Origin of the sequence: Klebsiella sp. I138, from assembly GCF_051131765.1 — a bacterium.
GTDB lineage: Bacteria > Pseudomonadota > Gammaproteobacteria > Enterobacterales > Enterobacteriaceae > Klebsiella.
In genome coordinates, this window is the sequence record NZ_CP180447.1 from 2,227,129 (window position 1) to 2,244,911 (window position 17,783).

The 17,783-nt window shown below is 55.5% G+C and carries 14 protein-coding genes; 3 read left to right on the forward strand and 11 right to left on the reverse strand.

The window, feature by feature from the left end; all coding sequences use genetic code 11:
* Nucleotides 1-455 precede the first annotated feature (455 nt).
* Nucleotides 456-1,541 (forward strand): porin, encoded by a 1,086-nt coding sequence (locus ACMYSK_RS10450; protein ID WP_434642718.1) that lies wholly within the window; start codon nt 456-458, stop codon nt 1,539-1,541.
* A 189-nt stretch (nt 1,542-1,730) separates the two neighbouring features.
* Nucleotides 1,731-2,921 (forward strand): amino acid aminotransferase, encoded by a 1,191-nt coding sequence (locus ACMYSK_RS10455; protein ID WP_434642721.1) that lies wholly within the window; start codon nt 1,731-1,733, stop codon nt 2,919-2,921.
* 62 nt (nt 2,922-2,983) lie between these two features.
* On the opposite strand, the gene ACMYSK_RS10460 is transcribed toward ACMYSK_RS10455, so the two are convergent.
* The 7 genes from ACMYSK_RS10460 to cmoM all read right to left on the reverse strand — a co-directional run bounded on the left by ACMYSK_RS10460 (nt 2,984) and on the right by cmoM (nt 13,590).
* Nucleotides 2,984-3,631, reverse strand: a complete 648-nt coding sequence (locus tag ACMYSK_RS10460) for an MBL fold metallo-hydrolase (RefSeq protein WP_434642724.1) — start codon at nt 3,629-3,631, stop codon at nt 2,984-2,986.
* A gap of 13 nt (nt 3,632-3,644) precedes the next feature.
* The gene (locus tag ACMYSK_RS10465) at nt 3,645-4,196 is read right to left on the reverse strand and encodes a DUF882 domain-containing protein (protein ID WP_434644026.1); all 552 of its coding nucleotides are present in this window, start codon (nt 4,194-4,196) and stop codon (nt 3,645-3,647) included.
* 180 nt (nt 4,197-4,376) lie between these two features.
* Entirely contained in the window at nt 4,377-6,167 is a 1,791-nt protein-coding gene (gene ldtD, locus ACMYSK_RS10470) for a L,D-transpeptidase (protein WP_434642727.1), read from the reverse strand.
* Between the two features lie 184 nt (nt 6,168-6,351).
* Complete coding sequence (mukB, locus tag ACMYSK_RS10475) at nt 6,352-10,800, reverse strand: chromosome partition protein MukB (protein WP_434642729.1); 4,449 nt, start codon at nt 10,798-10,800, stop codon at nt 6,352-6,354.
* Nucleotides 10,800-11,504 carry a chromosome partition protein MukE gene (gene mukE, locus ACMYSK_RS10480; protein WP_434642731.1) on the reverse strand — a complete coding sequence of 235 codons (705 nt, stop codon included), beginning with the start codon at nt 11,502-11,504 and terminating at the stop codon, nt 10,800-10,802. Before mukE ends, mukB begins: the two co-directional genes overlap by 1 nt.
* Nucleotides 11,485-12,807: a chromosome partition protein MukF gene (mukF, locus tag ACMYSK_RS10485; protein WP_434642734.1), complete on the reverse strand. Its 1,323-nt coding sequence runs from the start codon at nt 12,805-12,807 to the stop codon at nt 11,485-11,487. Before mukF ends, mukE begins: the two co-directional genes overlap by 20 nt.
* Nucleotides 12,808-12,810: 3 nt before the next feature.
* Nucleotides 12,811-13,590 carry a tRNA uridine 5-oxyacetic acid(34) methyltransferase CmoM gene (gene cmoM / locus ACMYSK_RS10490; RefSeq protein WP_434642737.1) on the reverse strand — a complete coding sequence of 260 codons (780 nt, stop codon included), beginning with the start codon at nt 13,588-13,590 and terminating at the stop codon, nt 12,811-12,813.
* A 121-nt stretch (nt 13,591-13,711) separates the two neighbouring features.
* Between cmoM and elyC the strand changes: the two genes are divergently transcribed.
* Nucleotides 13,712-14,491 carry an envelope biogenesis factor ElyC gene (gene elyC, locus ACMYSK_RS10495; protein WP_434642740.1) on the forward strand — a complete coding sequence of 260 codons (780 nt, stop codon included), beginning with the start codon at nt 13,712-13,714 and terminating at the stop codon, nt 14,489-14,491.
* Here the strand turns inward: elyC and ACMYSK_RS10500 are convergent.
* From ACMYSK_RS10500 to ACMYSK_RS10515, 4 genes are all read right to left on the reverse strand, one after another.
* Nucleotides 14,468-15,361, reverse strand: coding sequence for a YcbJ family phosphotransferase (locus ACMYSK_RS10500; protein ID WP_434642742.1), 894 nt, complete (start codon nt 15,359-15,361; stop codon nt 14,468-14,470). The two genes, elyC and ACMYSK_RS10500, sit on opposite strands and share 24 nt — an antisense overlap.
* Nucleotides 15,362-15,501: 140 nt before the next feature.
* On the reverse strand, nt 15,502-16,248 hold the full coding sequence (gene kdsB, locus ACMYSK_RS10505) for a 3-deoxy-manno-octulosonate cytidylyltransferase (protein ID WP_434642745.1): 747 nt from the start codon (nt 16,246-16,248) through the stop codon (nt 15,502-15,504).
* Entirely contained in the window at nt 16,245-16,427 is a 183-nt protein-coding gene (gene ycaR / locus ACMYSK_RS10510; protein WP_434642747.1) for a protein YcaR, read from the reverse strand. The genes kdsB and ycaR overlap by 4 nt, the downstream gene beginning before the upstream one ends.
* A gap of 96 nt (nt 16,428-16,523) precedes the next feature.
* Complete coding sequence (locus ACMYSK_RS10515) at nt 16,524-17,753, reverse strand: winged helix-turn-helix domain-containing protein (protein ID WP_434642750.1); 1,230 nt, start codon at nt 17,751-17,753, stop codon at nt 16,524-16,526.
* Between the last annotated feature and the right edge of the window lie 30 nt (nt 17,754-17,783).

The following is a 17,783-nucleotide window of genomic DNA, read 5'->3' on the forward strand; positions in this document are numbered from 1 at the left end:
CTGCACGACAAACCGCACCTTATGTTCATTTCTCGACGAAATGCCTGATAATTTTGTTCATTTTTTAACCTTGCGCAGCACAAGATGCAAAGACAAATGCTGAACGAAAAAAAAGCGAAATGCAGACATAAAATGCACAAATGGCTCTTTATCTAAATTAATCATAATTAATTCATATAGATATATATGGTCTGATTGTTTTGCGAGCAAAGTGGAACGGAATTTTGATTGAGTTCACAAAGTTCCTAAAAATACACATTTAGTTACACACTCTTTCGAATTGTTACTCATATGCGACATTGGTAGCATTTTCCGGCTAGCGAAACGCTGGCGCGGATGGAAAGATGCCTTCAGACACCAAACTATCATCAATAGTTCTGTAAATATTTATTGACGGAATTTATTGGCGGCAGTGGCAAGTGTTCATATAAAAATATTAATGAGGGTAATAAATAATGATGAAGCGCAATATTCTGGCAGTGGTAATCCCTGCCCTGCTGGTAGCCGGCGCAGCTAACGCTGCAGAAATCTATAACAAAAACGGCAACAAACTGGACTTCTACGGGAAAATGGTTGGCGAGCACGTTTGGACCACCAACGGTGCAACCAACAGCGAAGACACCACCTATGCTCGTATTGGCCTGAAAGGCGAAACCCAGATCAACGATCAGCTGACCGGTTACGGCCAGTGGGAATACAACATGGATGCGTCCAATGTTGAAGGTTCTCAGGGTACCAAAACTCGTCTGGCCTTCGCAGGTCTGAAAGCGGGTGAATACGGTTCATTCGACTACGGTCGTAACTACGGCGCAATCTACGACGTTGAATCCGCAACCGATATGCTGGTTGAGTGGGGCGGCGATGGCTGGAACTACACCGACAACTTCATGACCGGCCGTACCAACGGCGTGGCAACCTACCGTAACTCTGACTTCTTCGGTCTGGTTAACGGCCTGAGCTTCGCGCTGCAGTACCAGGGTAAAAACGATGCCAGCTCTCGTGACGTTCACAAACAGAACGGCGACGGCGTCAGCACCTCTGCAACCTATGCATTTGACAACGGTATCGCGCTGTCTGCAGGTTATGCCTCTTCTAACCGTAGCGTTCAGCAGAAAGCTGACGGCAACGGCGACAAAGCTGAAGCATGGGCAACCTCCGCTAAGTACGATGCAAACAACGTCTACGCGGCAGTCATGTACTCCCAGACCTACAACATGACCCCGGAAAACCAGGATAGCTACTTCGCGGGTAAAACCCAGAACTTCGAAGCTGTAGCTCAGTATCAGTTCGACTTCGGTCTGCGTCCGTCCATCGGCTACGTTCAGACTAAAGGTAAAAACCTGCAGGGCCGTACCGGCTTCTCCGGCGGCGATGCTGACCTGGTTAAATACATCGAAGTGGGTACCTGGTACTACTTCAACAAGAACATGAACGTCTACGCAGCATACAAATTCAACCTGCTGGACGACAACAGCTATACCGAAACTGCTAAAGTGGCCACCGATGACCAGGCTGCAGTGGGTATCGTTTACCAGTTCTAATTCAAATCAGTACACCCCTTCGTGATATGCCTAAAAAGCAGGACTTCGGTCCTGCTTTTCTACATTACTAAGATAAAGATCGTAACTTTCGAAAACCTTCTCGCTTTTTGTCGCAAACGGTTGGCAATTTGTAAATCTCCCGTTACCCTGATAGCGAAATTCCCTCAGAAATCACAATGGAACCTCGTCATGTTTGAGAACATTACCGCCGCCCCTGCCGACCCCATTTTAGGCCTGGCCGATCTGTTTCGTGCCGATGACCGCCCAACTAAAATTAACCTCGGGATTGGTGTTTACAAAGATGAAACGGGTAAAACCCCGGTCCTGACCAGCGTTAAAAAAGCAGAACAGTATCTGCTGGAAAATGAAACCACCAAAAACTATCTGGGTATCGACGGTATTCCTGAGTTTGGCCGCTGCACCCAGGAGCTGCTGTTTGGTAAAGGTAGCCCTATCGTCAGCGATAAGCGCGCACGTACCGCCCAGACGCCAGGTGGCACCGGCGCACTGCGCGTTGCCGCTGACTTCCTGGCGAAAAATACCTCAGCTAAACGCGTCTGGGTTAGCAATCCTAGCTGGCCGAACCACAAAAGCGTGTTCAGCGCTGCCGGCCTGGAAGTATGTGAATACACCTATTATGATGCGGCCAACCATGCGCTGGACTTCGACGGCCTGCTGGCGAGCCTCAGTGAAGCACAGGCGGGTGACGTTGTGCTGTTCCACGGTTGCTGCCACAACCCAACCGGTATTGATCCGACGCTGGACCAATGGCAACAGCTGGCGCAGCTGTCAGTTGAAAAAGGCTGGATGCCGCTGTTCGACTTCGCCTATCAGGGCTTTGCCCGCGGTCTGGAAGAAGATGCTGAAGGTCTGCGTGCATTCGTTGCACTGCATAAGGAGCTGCTGGTTGCCAGCTCCTACTCGAAGAACTTCGGTCTGTATAACGAACGTGTTGGTGCCTGCACCCTGGTGGCCGCCGATGCCGAAACCGTTGACCGTGCTTTCAGCCAGATGAAGTCTGTGATCCGCGCTAACTATTCCAACCCGCCTGCTCACGGTGCTTCTGTGGTCGCCACGATCCTCAGCAATGACGCACTGCGTGCAATCTGGGAACAAGAGCTGACCGATATGCGCCAGCGTATTCAGCGCATGCGCCTGCTGTTTGTGAATACCCTGCAGGAAAAAGGGGCCAGCCGCGACTTCTCTTTCATCATCAAGCAAAACGGGATGTTCTCGTTCAGTGGCCTGACCAAAGAGCAGGTACTGCGTCTGCGTGAAGAGTTCGCCATTTACGCCGTGGCTTCCGGGCGTATTAACGTTGCCGGCATGACGCCAGATAATATGGCTCCGCTGTGTGAAGCGATTGTCGCCGTGCTGTAATCTCGCCGGCAGGCAAAAAAAAGGCCGCTTACGCGGCCTTTTTTATTTCCCGTCAAGGTGACTTACCAGACGGGCATTTCATCCTGCAGGAAAGGGTTGTGCAGACGCTCATCGCCCAGCGTCGATATCGGCCCGTGACCGGGAATAAACGTCACATCATCACCCAAAGGCAATAATTTACGTTTAATCGCGTCAATCAGCTGACCGTGATCGCCGCGAGGGAAATCGCTACGCCCGACGCCACCTTTAAAAATCACATCGCCGGAAATCAGCAGCCGGGAGACGTTATCAAAGAAAACGACGTGCCCTGGCGTATGCCCAGGACAGTGCAGCACCTGCAGAGAAATATTCCCCACGCTGACGGTATCGCCTTCATTGAGCCAGCGGTCCGGCTGCAGGGGCTGGCAATCTTCCAGACCAAACATTCGGCTTTGCGCTGGCAGTCCTTCCAGCCAGAACTCATCTTCTTTTTCCGGCCCAATAACCGGCACGCCATAGTGTTGTGCCAGTTCGGCCGCCGCACCGACGTGATCGAGATGGCCGTGAGTGAGCAAAATCTGCATCAGGCTGACGCCTGCTGCCGCGACTTCCTGTTTAATTCGCTCAGCGTCACCGCCGGGATCGACCAGCGCTGCAAGCCGGGTTTGTTCGCACCAGATTAAAGAACAGTTCTGAGCGAACGCGGTAACCGGAATAATACGATAGTTCATGATGCTCCTTTCGTTACCAGTGCCTTACCGGACCGGTATCAATATGCACAAAATTGCTACGTGGGTAGTATCCTACACCACCTGCGCCCATAGATAACGCCGCTTTGCGAACATTGCTTAACGAAACGCCTTCAATGTGGAAATCCATTGCCTGTCCCTTGGTGTGATAGCTATGTTTCGCTACACCACGGCTTCGTGCGCGGAGCTCATCATTGGTATCGAGGGAACGATAGCCGGAGATAAGCTGGACAGGTTTATTCGTGCCAAGTAATCCCTGCAGACGATAGAGGTGATCAAACAAACTCGGATCGATTGACTTAATTTTATTCGCGCGGAAATCGCGGAAAAAATGGTTAAGCCTTGCTAATTCATCCTGAATATAGCCTCTGCCATCGAAAAACTCCGCCTTGAGTGATTCACCAGTATGCAGGTTATTCAACGTCAGAATACGCGGTCGGGGGGTCGAGAGGGTGGCAAATGCCGGCGCAGGCAGTATGGCGGCAGCACCGAGCGCAGCCCCACCTAACGCCAGCAATTTGCGGCGATTAGCGTCAAATTTGTCCATGATAATCAGGTCTACAAGTAAATGAATCGAATATATGCACTTCTGGCGCACGAAAGGCACCTTACCGGGCATTATTGCCAACGTCAAGGTAGCCTAACCCCAGCAAATACGGGCCCTGTAGACGAACAGAGCCTGTTTTCGCTGAGAGTTAGGACAACAAAATTCGTTGAACTACTTCATTTACCTGATTAATTGTTCTGCTTTCGCCAGAATTTGTGCGCCAGATCGCGCGGTGAGATCGTAATTGTAAATATCTGTGCGATATTGCATCCGCCCATCCGCCCCCACAAAGGCGGTTAAATAATAAAGATTCACCGGGATATTCTGACGGATATTCACATACCGCGTATCGCCCTGCTTGAGCGCATCGGAAATTCGCGTATCGTTCCAGCCAGCATCCTGCAACAGCATATTTGCCAGTTCCGACGCTTTATTAACCCGCACGCAGCCCGAGCTTAATGCACGAACGTCTTTCTGGAACAGATTGTGGTTCGGCGTGTCGTGCAGATAGATGGCATCGGAGCTTGGCATATTAAACTTATAGCGCCCCAATGAGTTACGCGCGCCAGGCGCCTGCTGGAAGCGGAACGGCAGGTTATTCTCAGTGATCGTCGACCAGTCTACCCGGTACGGATCGATAGCCTCTTTGCTGCTCCATCCGCGCATCACGGTATAACCATGCTGTTCAAGATAGCCCGGGTCATTGCGCACCTTCGGCAGGATATCTTTACGCGCCAGCGTCGGCGGCACGTTCCACGGCGGGTTGACCACCACGTTATTTAACGCACTGCTCATCATCGGCGTTTTACGATCCGGCCGACCTACAATTACCCGCGATGCCAGTACCTGGCTGCCATCCTGGTAATAGACCAGAGAAAAGGCCGGAATATTCACCATAATGCCGGTAGACAGTTTTCCCGGCAGCAGACGCAGGCGCTGAATGTTCAACGCCAGCACGCCCGCGCGCTGAGCCGCGGAGACGTTGAGCCAGTCACGGGTGGACTGACCAATCACTCCATCGGCACCCAGCCCTTGCCAGGCCTGAAAGCGCTTAACGCCTTCAACCAGCTGGCGGTCATAGACGCCGCGTGCCGCGGTTTTGCTCTTCTTCCCTGCCGATGGGCTGACGACATCTCCCGGCAGAGCGATCTTCGCAGAGTCATCAAGCATGCCGTTACGCTGTAAGATCTCGCGCAGCGCGCCAATATCGTTACTCCACTCCCCGGGGCGCAGCGACGCGTTGCTGGTCAGCTGCGGCCACGGACGCGAATCTGCCACCAGCGACAGCAGCGCCTGGTGCATCGCCTCATATTGCGGGTGCTTCGGCGCCAGACCGACAATAAATGGCACCAGAGAGCCGTTATCCAGCGCCAGCTGCCACTGATTAATCACCGACAGCGGCGGCGTCGTCATCGCATACGGCTTCGTTCCGTATAGCCAGCGGTTCCCCTGCACCGGAATACCGCTGATAAAATGCAGATATCCCATCATGGCATCGGAGAGCACGATATCGCGAGCCAGGCCGTTCACCGCCGGATCGGTCAGCAGGCTTACCCAGGTGGTAAATTGCGGCTGAAAGCCGGCGATAGCCACTTCTGCCAGTTGCTGCTGGAACGCCTGAACCGCCTCGCGGTTCTCCCACATCGGCTTCATATCTCTGGCCGCATAGAGCGACACCAGCGGGTTCATAAACACGGGCTGATAGCCCGCCGGCAGCAGCGCAATGATATCGGCGCGACTTTTTTCTGCGGCCCCGGCAGCAAGCGGCTGCTCTCCGGCCATTTTCGCTACCGTCGCGGACTGGCCATCGGTTTGAATAAGCGCAGACGACAGCTCTCCCATGGTTGCGGAACTGTCTGTAGGTACGACTTCAGGCTCTTCGGCCTGGGCATTGAACAGTGGAGCAAATGCAAAAGCCAGGCTTAAACTCAGCGCTGACAATTGACGACCATACCGTTTTTTAAGCAACATCCCTTGCCCCCTGTTGTCACATTGCCGCCCGTAAAAACGGGTCTTACTCTCAGTATATAGAGGCGCAAAAGCTTTTGCCTCCCCAAATGTAAAGAAGTATAAAGATTATAAAACGTTACCTTAGCGGATCCGATAACAAAAAGGGCGACATCATGTCGCCCTTTTATCTATCAATCCCTACCCGCTAAGAGGCATCCGCCGTTCCAGGCAGCGTCTCCGGCAGCTGTGCAGCAAAACCGCGCAGCCCGACAACATGGACGTGTTCGTGGTTATTAAACACTTTACGCACTAACTTGTAAGTCGTGCCTTTTTCCGGGCTGATGTTTTCTGGCGCAGCGATGATCAGCTGCATTTCCAGACGTTCGCACAGCTCAAACAGCGTAGCGATAGAACGGGCATCGAGACGTGCAGCCTCATCGAGGAACAGCAGACGACACGGTGACAGATCTTTGCCGCGCAGGCGACGCGACTCATCTTCCCAGCTCTGGACCACCATCACCAGAATCGACATCCCGGTACCGATAGCCTCCCCGGTCGACAGCGCGCCGGATTCCGCACGCAGCCAGCCGTCGGAGCCGCGGTTAACTTCCACTTCCATCTCGAGATAGTTGCGGTAGTCGAGCAGCTCTTCACCGATGGTCTGCGGTGTACGTTGCCCCATATCGATCTGCGGGTTCAGGCGCTGGTACAGCTTCGCCAGCGCTTCCGAGAAGGTCAGCCGGTTGCTGTTAAACAGATCCTGATGCTGCTCGTGCTGTTCGGACAGCACATCAAGCAGCGTCGAGTGGGTTTCCCGCACGTTGACATTCAGGCGTACGCTGTTGACCTGCCCGAAGGAGACGCTTTGCAGTCCCTGGTTGAGCATGCGGATGCGGTTCTGCTCGCGCTGGATCGTCTTGCGAATGATATTGGCCACGCTGCGGGAGCTGATAGCCAGCTTCTGCTCGCGGTTGGTCAGCTCTTCCGTCAGGCGGCTCAGCTCAATTTCCATCTGCTCAATCGCTTCTACCGGGTCATCGGTGCGAATAATATCCTGACGGATACGCTCGCGCAGATGCTGGTAGACCGCGACAAAGAACTGGATTTTACGCTCAGGACGCTTCGGATCTTCAGAGACGCGCAGCACATCGCGCAGGTGTTCGTTATCCGAAACGGCCAGACGCAGCGCACCCAGCGCTTTATCCGACATTGAACGTAGCTCATCGGCAGAGAGATAGGCCAGCTCGCGGCGATGCAGGCGTCGTTCAACCCCGTTATCTTTCACCAGGCGCATAACCGCACACCAGCCCGCCTTGGCACTCACCACCTGCTCACGCATTTCGCAGTAGTCGCGCTCAAGCTTACGTAGCCTGCGGGTCAGGTTGTCCATTTCGGCTTCGCAGAAGGTCAACGCTTTTTCCAGCTGATTACGACGGGCGCGGTTGTTGCTTAACTGCGTATGCAGCTGATCGCGTCGCGCACGCGCACGCTCTTCCGCGCCGCTATCGGCTCTTACGCCGATATCCTGCAGCTCTTTGTACAGATCGCCCAGCAGCTCTTTTTTGGTGTCATAGGAGCTTTTCAGCGAGGCCAGCACCTGATTGTACTGGTTCAGCTGAGCAGAATGGGTACGCATCGCGTCACGGGCGCGGCTACGTTCTGCTTCCGCCTGCTCCAGACGCTGGCGCAGTTTTTCGTTGAGATCGCTGTTGCCGTTCAGCATTTCCGCAGAGTCGGAGTAGCTGAAGTGGGCTCGACGCTGAACGACTTCGCTCAGTGCAAACGCCTGCTGACGCGCGTCGCGCTGCGTCTGCTGTGCGTAGGCGTAGTCTTCTTTCAGCTGCTCGAACTGCTCCGGGTCGCTCTGCAGTACTGAAACGATCGGCTCCAGTTTTGCCAGCTGATTACCATACTGCTGAATAAAGCGCGCCGCTTCCTGAGCTTCATCCAGGCGTTCCTGAATTTCGTCAACGCGGTCAGCCAGCGTATCGTCTGCCAGCAGATTAAGGCGCGGCAACAAGCGGTTTAGTGCGGAAACGCCCTCTTTCGCCTGCTCATATTGCACCCGGTTTTGCTGGTTATCGCTTTCGTGCGCATTCAGCGCACGCTCCAGCTCGCCGCGGCGGCTATTCAGCTTACGGATCTCTTCTTCCGGATCGTCTTCAAAAGCAACGGCCAGATGACTGCCGATAAAGCGGCTAAAGGCCTGATGCTGACGCTGCGTTTTCTGCACGTCAAAAGAAAGGGTCGCAAAACGCTCGGAAAGACTTTCACGCTCGGCGTGCAGGCTTTCGATGCGGCTTTCACGCGCCGCGCGGCCGAACAGCGGCAGCGTCGGGAAGCGTGAATAACGCCATTGGCGATCGGCCACTTTAACCACAACCGCTTTTTCCAGCTCATCGACGCTGAAGACGCTGTCATCGAAGGATTGCGGATCCCCTTCGATCAGATAGAGATCTTCCGGGCAATCTTCCAGCCCTGCAAGCTGTTCAGCGATCTGAGACAGATTGGGCACCACGATCGCGTGGCGCGACGGGCCGTACAGCGCGGAGAAGTACGGGGCGTCTTCAAGACTGACATCGTCATAGATTTCGGACAGCAGCACGCCGCCAAAACGTTCCGCCAGCGCGTTAAGACGGGGATCTTCAGACCCTCCCGGTTGGCTGAGACGTTCGATTTCTTCGTCGATGGCGCGTTTGCGGGCGCCGACTTCGTCACGCTCAACGATGGCTTCGCGCTCGCGTTCCAGTAGCTGCTGGAGGTATTCGGTGACGTCCTGGCTGGATTCAAACTGCTCGCCGCTCTGCTCACAGAGCTGGTTGAGACTGTTTTGCGCGGCCAGCCAGATTGGCGCTCGACGCAGCAGAGACTGAGTGCGTGACTGCAGCTGCTCCAGCTCCTGACGCAGGTTCATACGCTGTTCGCTGGCGGAAGAGACGCTATCGGACAGGGAGGCGATGCGCGCTTCCAGCTCCTGATGCAGGGCTTCCAGATCGTCGATATCGTAGCGTTTGCCCTGGCGTTTGCAGAATTCGCTCAGCTGGCGTTCGGCATCCTGCTGCTCGCGTAGGCGCTGTTCCAGCTCGGTCAGGCGACTGCGCAACCCTTGCGCTTGCTCGGCAAGATGGCGCTGGTTGACGCCATCACGCAGCAGCTCACGCGCCACGTCCCAGGCCTCATTACGCGCCAGCGGGCCGTTGATCGCCGCCACCAGTTGGTAAGCCTGCTCGAACTGGCCGTGCGCGGTTTGCGCCACGCTCATTTTTTGTTCCAGCGACAGCATTTTTTCCGTCGCTTCTTGCTCTTTCGCCTGGAATGTTTCCAGCCATTCGTCCGCACTCTGCGGAGTTAAGTCCGGCAAATGACACAGCGTGCGTGCGCGTTCCAGCGCCTGCAGCGCCTGGTTGTACTGAATTGCGCGAGTCTGCTGCACGTCCAGCGCCTGCTGATAGTCGGCAAGCTGACTTTTCAGCTCATCCACTTCCAGCTCGGCCGCTTCTGCGCGGGCTTCATTCTCTTCTTGCAGATCGGTCGCTTCCGCGACGACTTCATTTTGCTCTTCAAGGCGAATCTGCAGCTCATCGAGGTCCGCTTCATAGCGCTCGATTTTTTCCTGCTGACGCAGCGCGGTTTGCACCAGATTCAGATGATCGCTGGCAGCCTGATAATCGGCCTCCAGGTCGCCCTCTGCGCCGTTGTGCTCCTGCAGTTCGCGGGCCATATCGACGTGCTTATACTGCTCTGCCGCCAGCTGCGCCCGCGAGGTGAACAGGTCGCGACGATATTCCAGCGCTTTATCCAGATGCACACGACGTTCGTTGGCATGGCGCATATAGTCTGCCGCCACATAGTTCGTTGCTTCGCTGATCAGATGTTTAAACAGGTCGCGATCCGACTGGGTGACGCGAATAGCCTCAAGCGTCATGCGGTTTTCGCGCAGCGCGGCTTCCATATCCTGGAACGCTTTGCGCACGCCGCTGTTTTCTGGCAGCAGGTAGTCGCGCAGCGAGCGGGTAATGGTGTTGGAAATCCCGCCGTACAGCGAGGCTTCAATCAGACGATAATATTTACTACGATCGGAAGCCGAACGCAGACGACGGGCAACAACGCCCAAATCGAACATCAGCGAGTGGTAATCGGTAATCGAGTTGAACTGCTTGAACTGCACCCCTTCTATCGCTTCAACCTTATCTTTCAGCTCGTTGAGGCTAAGAACGCGCGCCTGGCGTTCGTTGAGGGTTTCCGTCAGCAGCTGGGTCGGCTGCACAGACATCGGCAGCCCCTGGATAGCAAACGGCTTGATATCCACTTTGCGATCGCGACCGGCTATCTGCTGCAGGCGCACGCCCACGACCACCCGCTGGTGATGCGAGTTGATGACGTCCAGCACCGAATAACACACCCCGGCACGCAGCTTACCGTGCAGGCCTTTATCACGCGACCCGCTGGTCGCCCCCGCTTCGGTGGTGTTACGAAAGTGCAGCAGGGTCAGGTCCGGGATCAGCGCCGTGACGAAGGCCGCCATGGTGGTCGATTTCCCGGCACCGTTACCGCCGGATAGCGTAGTAACCAGCTCATCCAGATCAAACGTCCGGGCAAAAAAACCGTTCCAGTTAACCAGCGTTAGCGAGCGAAATTTACCGCGTTCAATCATTACTCTTCCTCCCCGCTATCCGGCTGATTCTCTTCATTCTCATCATGGAGCTGCAGATGGTTTTCCAGCGCCATCGCTTCACCATCGCGAATCATGCGCAGCTGCGCTTCGCGCGGATCGTCGCCGACGCGAACGTCAGCGCCAAAGCGGAAGACCGACTCGGTAATGCGAAATTTACTGCTGTCATGTCCCATAAACCAGACCATGCCCAGACGGCGTAGACGGTTGAGCGACGCGCGCATTTTTTCCTGCAGCTTCTGGCGGTCTAGATCGGAACCGGTGGAGCGGTTATTCACCAGCTTCAGCAATTTAGCTTCGTCTGCCAGGGTCAGGAGCTCATCGTACAGCTCCTGCTGCGTAAAGATCCCTTCATTGGCCAGGCGTTCCGGGCTGAGATAGAGATAGCAAAGAATTTTGCCCACCATCATATCCAGCTCGGAGAGGACCGAGCGCGGGATAAGCGTCGTAGAACGCGGGCGCAAATAGAAAAAACCTTCCGGAGCACGGATCAGCTCAACGTTATAGCGCGCGTAAAACTCTTCCAGGTAGTCCTGAAAATCCATCAAAAATGCGTGATTATCCAGTTCGTCCAGGCCGATATGACGGCCTGCACGCAGGGCGCTGTCCAGCGCCGGAAATAACGGATTGCCCAACGCCAGCGCCAGTTTAACTGGCATCACTTGTTCAATATTTGTCGATGACATGCGCCTGTACCTTGGCTCCGTAATCATTAATCGGCTGCCATTTTGCCGGCAGTCCGGTGAAATCTGCTTGTGCGACGCCCAGGCGTACCGCCTGATCGACAACGATTCGCGCCACATCAAAATGGCGAGCTCGCGGATACTGCGCCAGATATTCGCGTACCACCAGACCAAGGTCCAGCGGCACGCCTTTGTCTTTATAGACCACCAGCTGCGCTTCGATCAGCGCGGCTAGCTGCTCGCGAATTTCATTAAACTCTTCGTATTCCAGATCCGCCGGGAGCTCCCCGGTCACCTCTTCGTCACGCAGCGCCATCTCTTCATCACGCATATCCAGCAGACGGTCGGCACTGGCGTGGGTCAACGCCCACGGTGCATCAAAGTAGGTCTGGACGGACTGGCGCAGACGCTGGGCAAAGACGCGGTTTTTATCCATATCAATAGCGGTACGGATAAACTTGTGAACGTGGCGATCGTAGCCAATCCACAGATCAATCGCCTGCTGGCCCCAGCTGACGATGCGGTCCAGCTTACTTTGCAGATCGAAGACTAAGCGATCGACAAAATGCAGATCGTCACGCGAAATCGTTGCATCCTGAATTCTCAGCAAGTTAGCTTGCAGCTTATCGCCCGCGGCATCCAGCGTATCCTGCAGCTCGCGCAGAGTTCCGGATGTTTCTGATAGCAGCAGCTCACAGCTGGAGATCGCTGCCCGCCAGTCTTTGTTCAATAGCTGAGCAATATCATCTTTAACCAGCTGCTGCTGTTCATCCATGATGCGCTGCGTCAGGTCGATGCTGTCGAAAATTTCAGCGACGGAATATTTCAATGGCGCAAAGACGTTGCGATGCCAGTGAAACTCATCGCCGCCCTCTTCTGCCGAGTCGGCAGCGCGTTTAAGCTCGCCGGCGACGATCGACAGCTGCATCGACAGACGCAGAGTGGAAAATTCGCGTTGGCGAATATAGTAGTCGGTAATACCAATACCCAACGGCGTCAGGCGATAAATCGCATTGCCTTCCGTAATTTCGCTGGTAAAGCGGTTCAGCAGACGCTGGCGCACCATATCGTTGATCGCATTATTGGCACGCTGGCTGATGGTTTCGCTGGTCTGCTCAAACGCATCACTGACGTGGCGGAACGCATCCACCAGTTCTCCCTCGGTCATTTCCCCTTCGAGCCGCTCGCCGTTCAGCGTAGCAACCGCCAGCAGAAACGAGAGTCTGTCCACCGGCAGCGAAATAGAAAAGTCATTTTTTCTGGCCCAGGCAACCAGTTCGGGGACTGTCTGGGAAAATTCACTCATAGTTTATCCTTGCATCTGCGGCTTAAGCGCTGTGACATGAATGTAGCGACCCAGGCTGATATACGGCTCCTGGCGACAGTAGCGCGTCTCCAGCTCCAGCAGCGCCGCAAAATTGTCGCGCTGTTTGCGTTTTTCACGCAGATAATCATGAAACACCCGCACGCCGGTTTTACCGGTAATATGCCAGCCCTGCTCTTCCAGCCAGCCGTAAACCTGCTGCGGGGAACGCGGATAGTCCGGCGACAGCGTGCGTTTTTTCTTTTTTGGCATGCCAATTTGTACATAGTCGAAGTTCCCGACGACCATGTTATGCATCAACAGACCGTTAGCATTGTAGAACATCAGCGACAACCCACCGCCAGGTCGTAAAACCGACCACAGCGTTCGCAGCATTTCCTGCGGCTCGGCCACCCATTCCAGCACCGCATGGAACAGTATCAGATCGACCGGGCTTTCCAAATGCTGCGCAATATCCTGTGCGGCGCATTGTACAAAATGCATGTTGTCGATCACACCTTTATCGACAGCCGCCTGTCTGGCGCGCGCCACCATTTCAGCAGAAAGATCGCATAGCGTCACATGGTGGCCCATTTCGGCAACTTTTACCGCCGTTTGCCCTTCGCCCCCCCCCGCGTCAAGAACCCGAAGCGGCCCGGGACCAAGCTGGCTCAGTAGCGGCTGTAAATCCTGCCAGAGAATAGCCTGGCGCAGTTCACCCTTGGTGGTACCGTAAATGTTGCGCGAAAACTTTTCAGCCATGTCATCAAAATTACGATCCTTCACGGGCGGCTCCACCTGCCAACACAAAGCCGCTATTTTGTCATACCCACGCTGAGAATGAAGCGATCTGTTATAAGATCCGGGCATAACTTTGGTTATATGGTTAAAAAAGGACCCATCTGGCATGCTTTTTACACTGAAAAAGTATTTAGGCGGCATGATGCTGCCGCTTCCCCTGCTGCTGTTGCTGATAGCCGCAGGCATTGCCCTGCTCTGGTTCAGCCGTTTTCAACGAACCGGCAAGGCCTGCGTCAGTGTGGGCTGGCTGCTTCTGGTGCTGCTCAGCCTGCAACCGGTGGCCGATGGTTTACTTAAGCCAATAGAGGAAACATACCCAACATGGCGTGGTACAGAGCGCGTGCAGTATGTGGTGGTACTCGGCGGAGGGTATACCTGGAACCCGGACTGGGCACCCAGCTCTAATCTGATTAATAACAGCCTGCCACGGCTAACCGAAGGGATCCGGCTCTGGCAGGAAAACCCCGGCGCGAAGCTTGTCTTTACCGGCGCCGCGGCGAAAACCAACCCGGTCAGTACGGCCGAAGCCGGAGCCCGCGTAGCGCAGAGCCTTGGCGTCCCGCGCAGCGAAATTATTGTCCTGGATCGGCCGAAAGATACCCAGGAGGAGGCTGCTGCGGTGAAACTGGCCATCGGTGATGCGCCTTTCCTGCTGGTCACTTCCGCATCGCACCTACCCCGGGCGATGATTTTCTTCCGTAATGTCGGGCTAAACCCTCTGCCCGCGCCAGCCAATCAGCTGGCGATAGCATCGCCGCTTAACCCGTGGGAGCGAGCGATCCCCTCTCCCGTCTGGCTGATGCACAGCGATCGCGTTGGCTACGAAACGCTGGGACGCATCTGGCAGTGGTTAAAAGGGGCGTCAGGCGAGCCAGGGCAGGATTGATTTAGCAGCCAGGTCAAACCGGGTGCGGTCAAAGCGCCCGGTATTAACGAGGTTATCCACCTCATCCCACAGCAGATACAGCCAGCGCCGCCACAGGAAGGATTCGGCCACCGGCGCGCGGCGCAGATAGTGCCACAGTAGCTGCTCCGCCTGCCCGGCGTCTGACAGTCGAAACAGTTCGTATTCCCGCGGCGCCCACAGCATCATCCCCGGTCCGACCATCGCCAGCAGTTGATCGCTGCGTGCATCTTTCAGCATACTGCGCAGCGTGAAGCTCCCGTGAACCAGTACGCAGTTATCATTGAAGCCCTCAAACAGGGCCGGAAGGCATTCCCGGGCACGGAATAAAATCCGCTTGTCTTGCATCGTCAGGCCCGTGTCCTGATACAGATTCAGCGTACTCCATAGCATCTCTACGCGCTGACGATACCAGTTTGGCCACAGATTTTCCTGTGTGCTATCCACCATGCCAACGCAGCCACCGCTATCATGTCGGTGCCAGGCCAGCAGAGCTTCAACTATCTGTTCCTGCAGTTGCTCCCAGCGCTCTGGCGTGCGCGTTGGCGCCTCCACGGAAACGCCGCGCAGCCGTTCAAGCAACAAAACATCGGGCCCCGGATGCTCTTCATGTGTCAATACGCCGTATACCACCGGCATGCGCGCGGTGCCGCTACGCGCCAGCATTGAGACCTTCCACGCCAGCTGACGGGCGATGCCTGGCGTGGTAAAACTTCTCGCCAGCAGCGGCAATGGGTTTCCCTGTGCATCATAGAGCGACCACAGCGCCGACGAGGGTTTCTCGCTGACACACTCCACGCGACTGAGTTTTTCACCCAGCAGGTGGCTTAGTTCGGTTCGCAGCTGTTCCATTTCGATTGCCCCTGTGAATACTACTGGTTTTATAATGAGCGCCAGCCGCAGGGATGTCATCGGGTAAGATCAAAAATTGGGGGAAAAAGTAGGGAAAAATAGCTTGAGACTATCCCCTCGTGATGGAGGGGATGAGGAGATTAACGCAGCTCAGCGCGAACGCGTTCCAGATCTTCCGGCGTATCAACACCGGTACCCGGGACAACGTCAGCCACCGCAACATGGATTTTTTCGCCATACCACAGCACCCGCAGCTGCTCCAGCATTTCGATCTGCTCCAGCGGACCTGGCGCCCAGCTGACGTAGCGACGGATAAAACCGGCACGATAAGCGTAAATGCCAATATGACGTAGCAGCGAATTGCCGATGGTCTCGCGCGATTGCGCAAAACGATCGCGATCCCACGGAATGGTGGCGCGGGAGAAATACAACGCATAGCCCTGTGCGTCCATCACCACTTTCACCGCATTCGGATTAAATGCTTCCTCGGCGTCGTGAATCGGAACGGCAAGCGTGGCCATACCGCAGGTATTGGCCGCCAGATTCTCTGCCACCTGACGTACGATCGCCGGCGGGATCATCGGCTCATCGCCCTGGATATTAACGATGATGGTGTCATCACTGAAGCCACATTTTTCAACGACTTCGGCCAGACGCTCGGTGCCGGATTGATGATCCGCACGCGTCATACACACCTCGCCACCGGCGGCTTTTACCGCACGCGCGACTTCGTCATGATCCGTCGCGACGATAATACGTTCGGCTCCGGATTCACGTGCACGTTCCAGCACATGAACGATCATCGGCTTACCGTTGATATCCTGCAGAGGCTTTCCAGGTAAACGCGTGGAGGCAAAACGCGCAGGAATGATGACCACGAAACTCATGAATGGCTCTCTCCCACGGCTAATGCGCGGGCTTCGGTTTCCAGCAAGACGGGAATACCTTCACGCAACGGGAAGGCCAGGCTGTCGATTTTGCAGATCAGCTCTTGCTTATCCTGGCTGTAGTAGAGTTTACCGTTGCAGACAGGACAGGCGATGATTTCTAGTAAACGGTGATCCATGATTCCTCCTGATGGACCGAATAGATTCCGCAGCAGCATATCACATGATGGCAAACTCAGGGATCCGTTTGCGGCAAAGGCTGAGCGGGCCATGGCTTATTCCAGGGTGACTTCCCAGCCCTGGCGCCGGTCGGAGAAGAGCCCCGGCGGCAGACAACCAAAAGTGATACGCTGAACCGACTGCCAGAGGGCAAAGTCTTCAATCGCCCGTGCCAGCCCTTTCTCCAGCCCAGACGTGACGTTTACCCCCTCTTCCAGCCACAGAGAGAAGACTTCCAGTACCCCGGTTTTACGATGTACCTTGCTGTCCATTCTTCCCACCAGCGCTCCCTGATGCAGCAGCGGCAGGACAAAGTAGCCATATTGCCGCTTCGGTGCAGGCGTGTAGCACTCAAGACGATAGCTGAAATTGAAAAGCTGTTCGGCGCGTTTACGGTCCCAGACCACCGGATCAAAAGGTGATAGTACGGCGCTGTGGCTGGCGGAGAGTTTGCCCCCGGGAGCCGATTCAAGCCGCGCTCGCGCTTCGTGATGAAGCCACATTTCACCGAGGTCTTCAACGTTCACCGGCGTCACCAGCCCTTCCTCCTGCCAGCTTTCCAACAGCGCCGGCAAGGCCGGCTGGCGAAGCCGGTAGTAATCAGCTAGCCACTGTGGACGGAAAACACCGAGGCTCCGGGCGCTGTTGCGCAGCATTAACGCCTCCGCCTGCGCCTGCGAGAGCGCGTCGCGCGCGTCGTCCCAGTGCGGCATCACCCGATGCGTCAGGTCATACACCCGCTGAAAGTTACGACGTTCAACGACCATCACCTTCCCAGCGGTAAACAAACCTTCCAGATGACGCTTTTGCGGTTTCCACTCCCACCAGCCGCTGGCTCCTTTGCGTGGGTGCGCGAAGTCAGCCGAACGTACCGGGCCATTCTCAGCGATATGGTCCAGCAGCAGCTGAATATCCTCGGCGTGTTCAGCCATCCACTCTTTACGGTACTTCCAGCCCATATTATCGGGCATCAGCATGCGGTGGCGCACCAGTGCAAAATCGCTACGGGGCAGAAAGCAGGCTTCGTGGGCCCAGTATTCCATAAGCGCTCCGCTGCGCAGGGCCTCCTCCAGCCAGTTTTGCGGATAGCGGCCAAGGCGACTAAAAAGCACCAGATAGGGGCTACGGGCAACCACGTTGATCGTATCGATTTGCAGCAATGACATTTGTTGAATGGTGGGCAGAATATCGCTGGCGCGGGCACGACGCCGGGGCTTCTTCAGCAGTCCCTGCGCCGCAAGATGAAGGTGTCGGGCTTCTTTAAGTGAAAGTTGTAATACCGGCATGCAGGTTCTCCGTAAAGGACTCCCGCACAG

What these genes read in the sequence shown, in the direction of transcription:
- mukB (WP_434642729.1), bottom strand. Translation starts at nt 10,800, where the DNA reads ATGATTGAACGCGGTAAATTTCGCTCGCTAACGCTGGTTAACTGGAAC.
- mukE (WP_434642731.1), bottom strand. Translation starts at nt 11,504, where the DNA reads ATGTCATCGACAAATATTGAACAAGTGATGCCAGTTAAACTGGCGCTG.
- ACMYSK_RS10450 (WP_434642718.1), top strand. Translation starts at nt 456, where the DNA reads ATGATGAAGCGCAATATTCTGGCAGTGGTAATCCCTGCCCTGCTGGTA.
- ACMYSK_RS10500 (WP_434642742.1), bottom strand. Translation starts at nt 15,361, where the DNA reads ATGGAACAGCTGCGAACCGAACTAAGCCACCTGCTGGGTGAAAAACTC.
- mukF (WP_434642734.1), bottom strand. Translation starts at nt 12,807, where the DNA reads ATGAGTGAATTTTCCCAGACAGTCCCCGAACTGGTTGCCTGGGCCAGA.
- kdsB (WP_434642745.1), bottom strand. Translation starts at nt 16,248, where the DNA reads ATGAGTTTCGTGGTCATCATTCCTGCGCGTTTTGCCTCCACGCGTTTA.
- ycaR (WP_434642747.1), bottom strand. Translation starts at nt 16,427, where the DNA reads ATGGATCACCGTTTACTAGAAATCATCGCCTGTCCTGTCTGCAACGGT.
- elyC (WP_434642740.1), top strand. Translation starts at nt 13,712, where the DNA reads ATGCTTTTTACACTGAAAAAGTATTTAGGCGGCATGATGCTGCCGCTT.
- ACMYSK_RS10460 (WP_434642724.1), bottom strand. Translation starts at nt 3,631, where the DNA reads ATGAACTATCGTATTATTCCGGTTACCGCGTTCGCTCAGAACTGTTCT.
- ACMYSK_RS10515 (WP_434642750.1), bottom strand. Translation starts at nt 17,753, where the DNA reads ATGCCGGTATTACAACTTTCACTTAAAGAAGCCCGACACCTTCATCTT.
- ldtD (WP_434642727.1), bottom strand. Translation starts at nt 6,167, where the DNA reads ATGTTGCTTAAAAAACGGTATGGTCGTCAATTGTCAGCGCTGAGTTTA.
- ACMYSK_RS10455 (WP_434642721.1), top strand. Translation starts at nt 1,731, where the DNA reads ATGTTTGAGAACATTACCGCCGCCCCTGCCGACCCCATTTTAGGCCTG.
- ACMYSK_RS10465 (WP_434644026.1), bottom strand. Translation starts at nt 4,196, where the DNA reads ATGGACAAATTTGACGCTAATCGCCGCAAATTGCTGGCGTTAGGTGGG.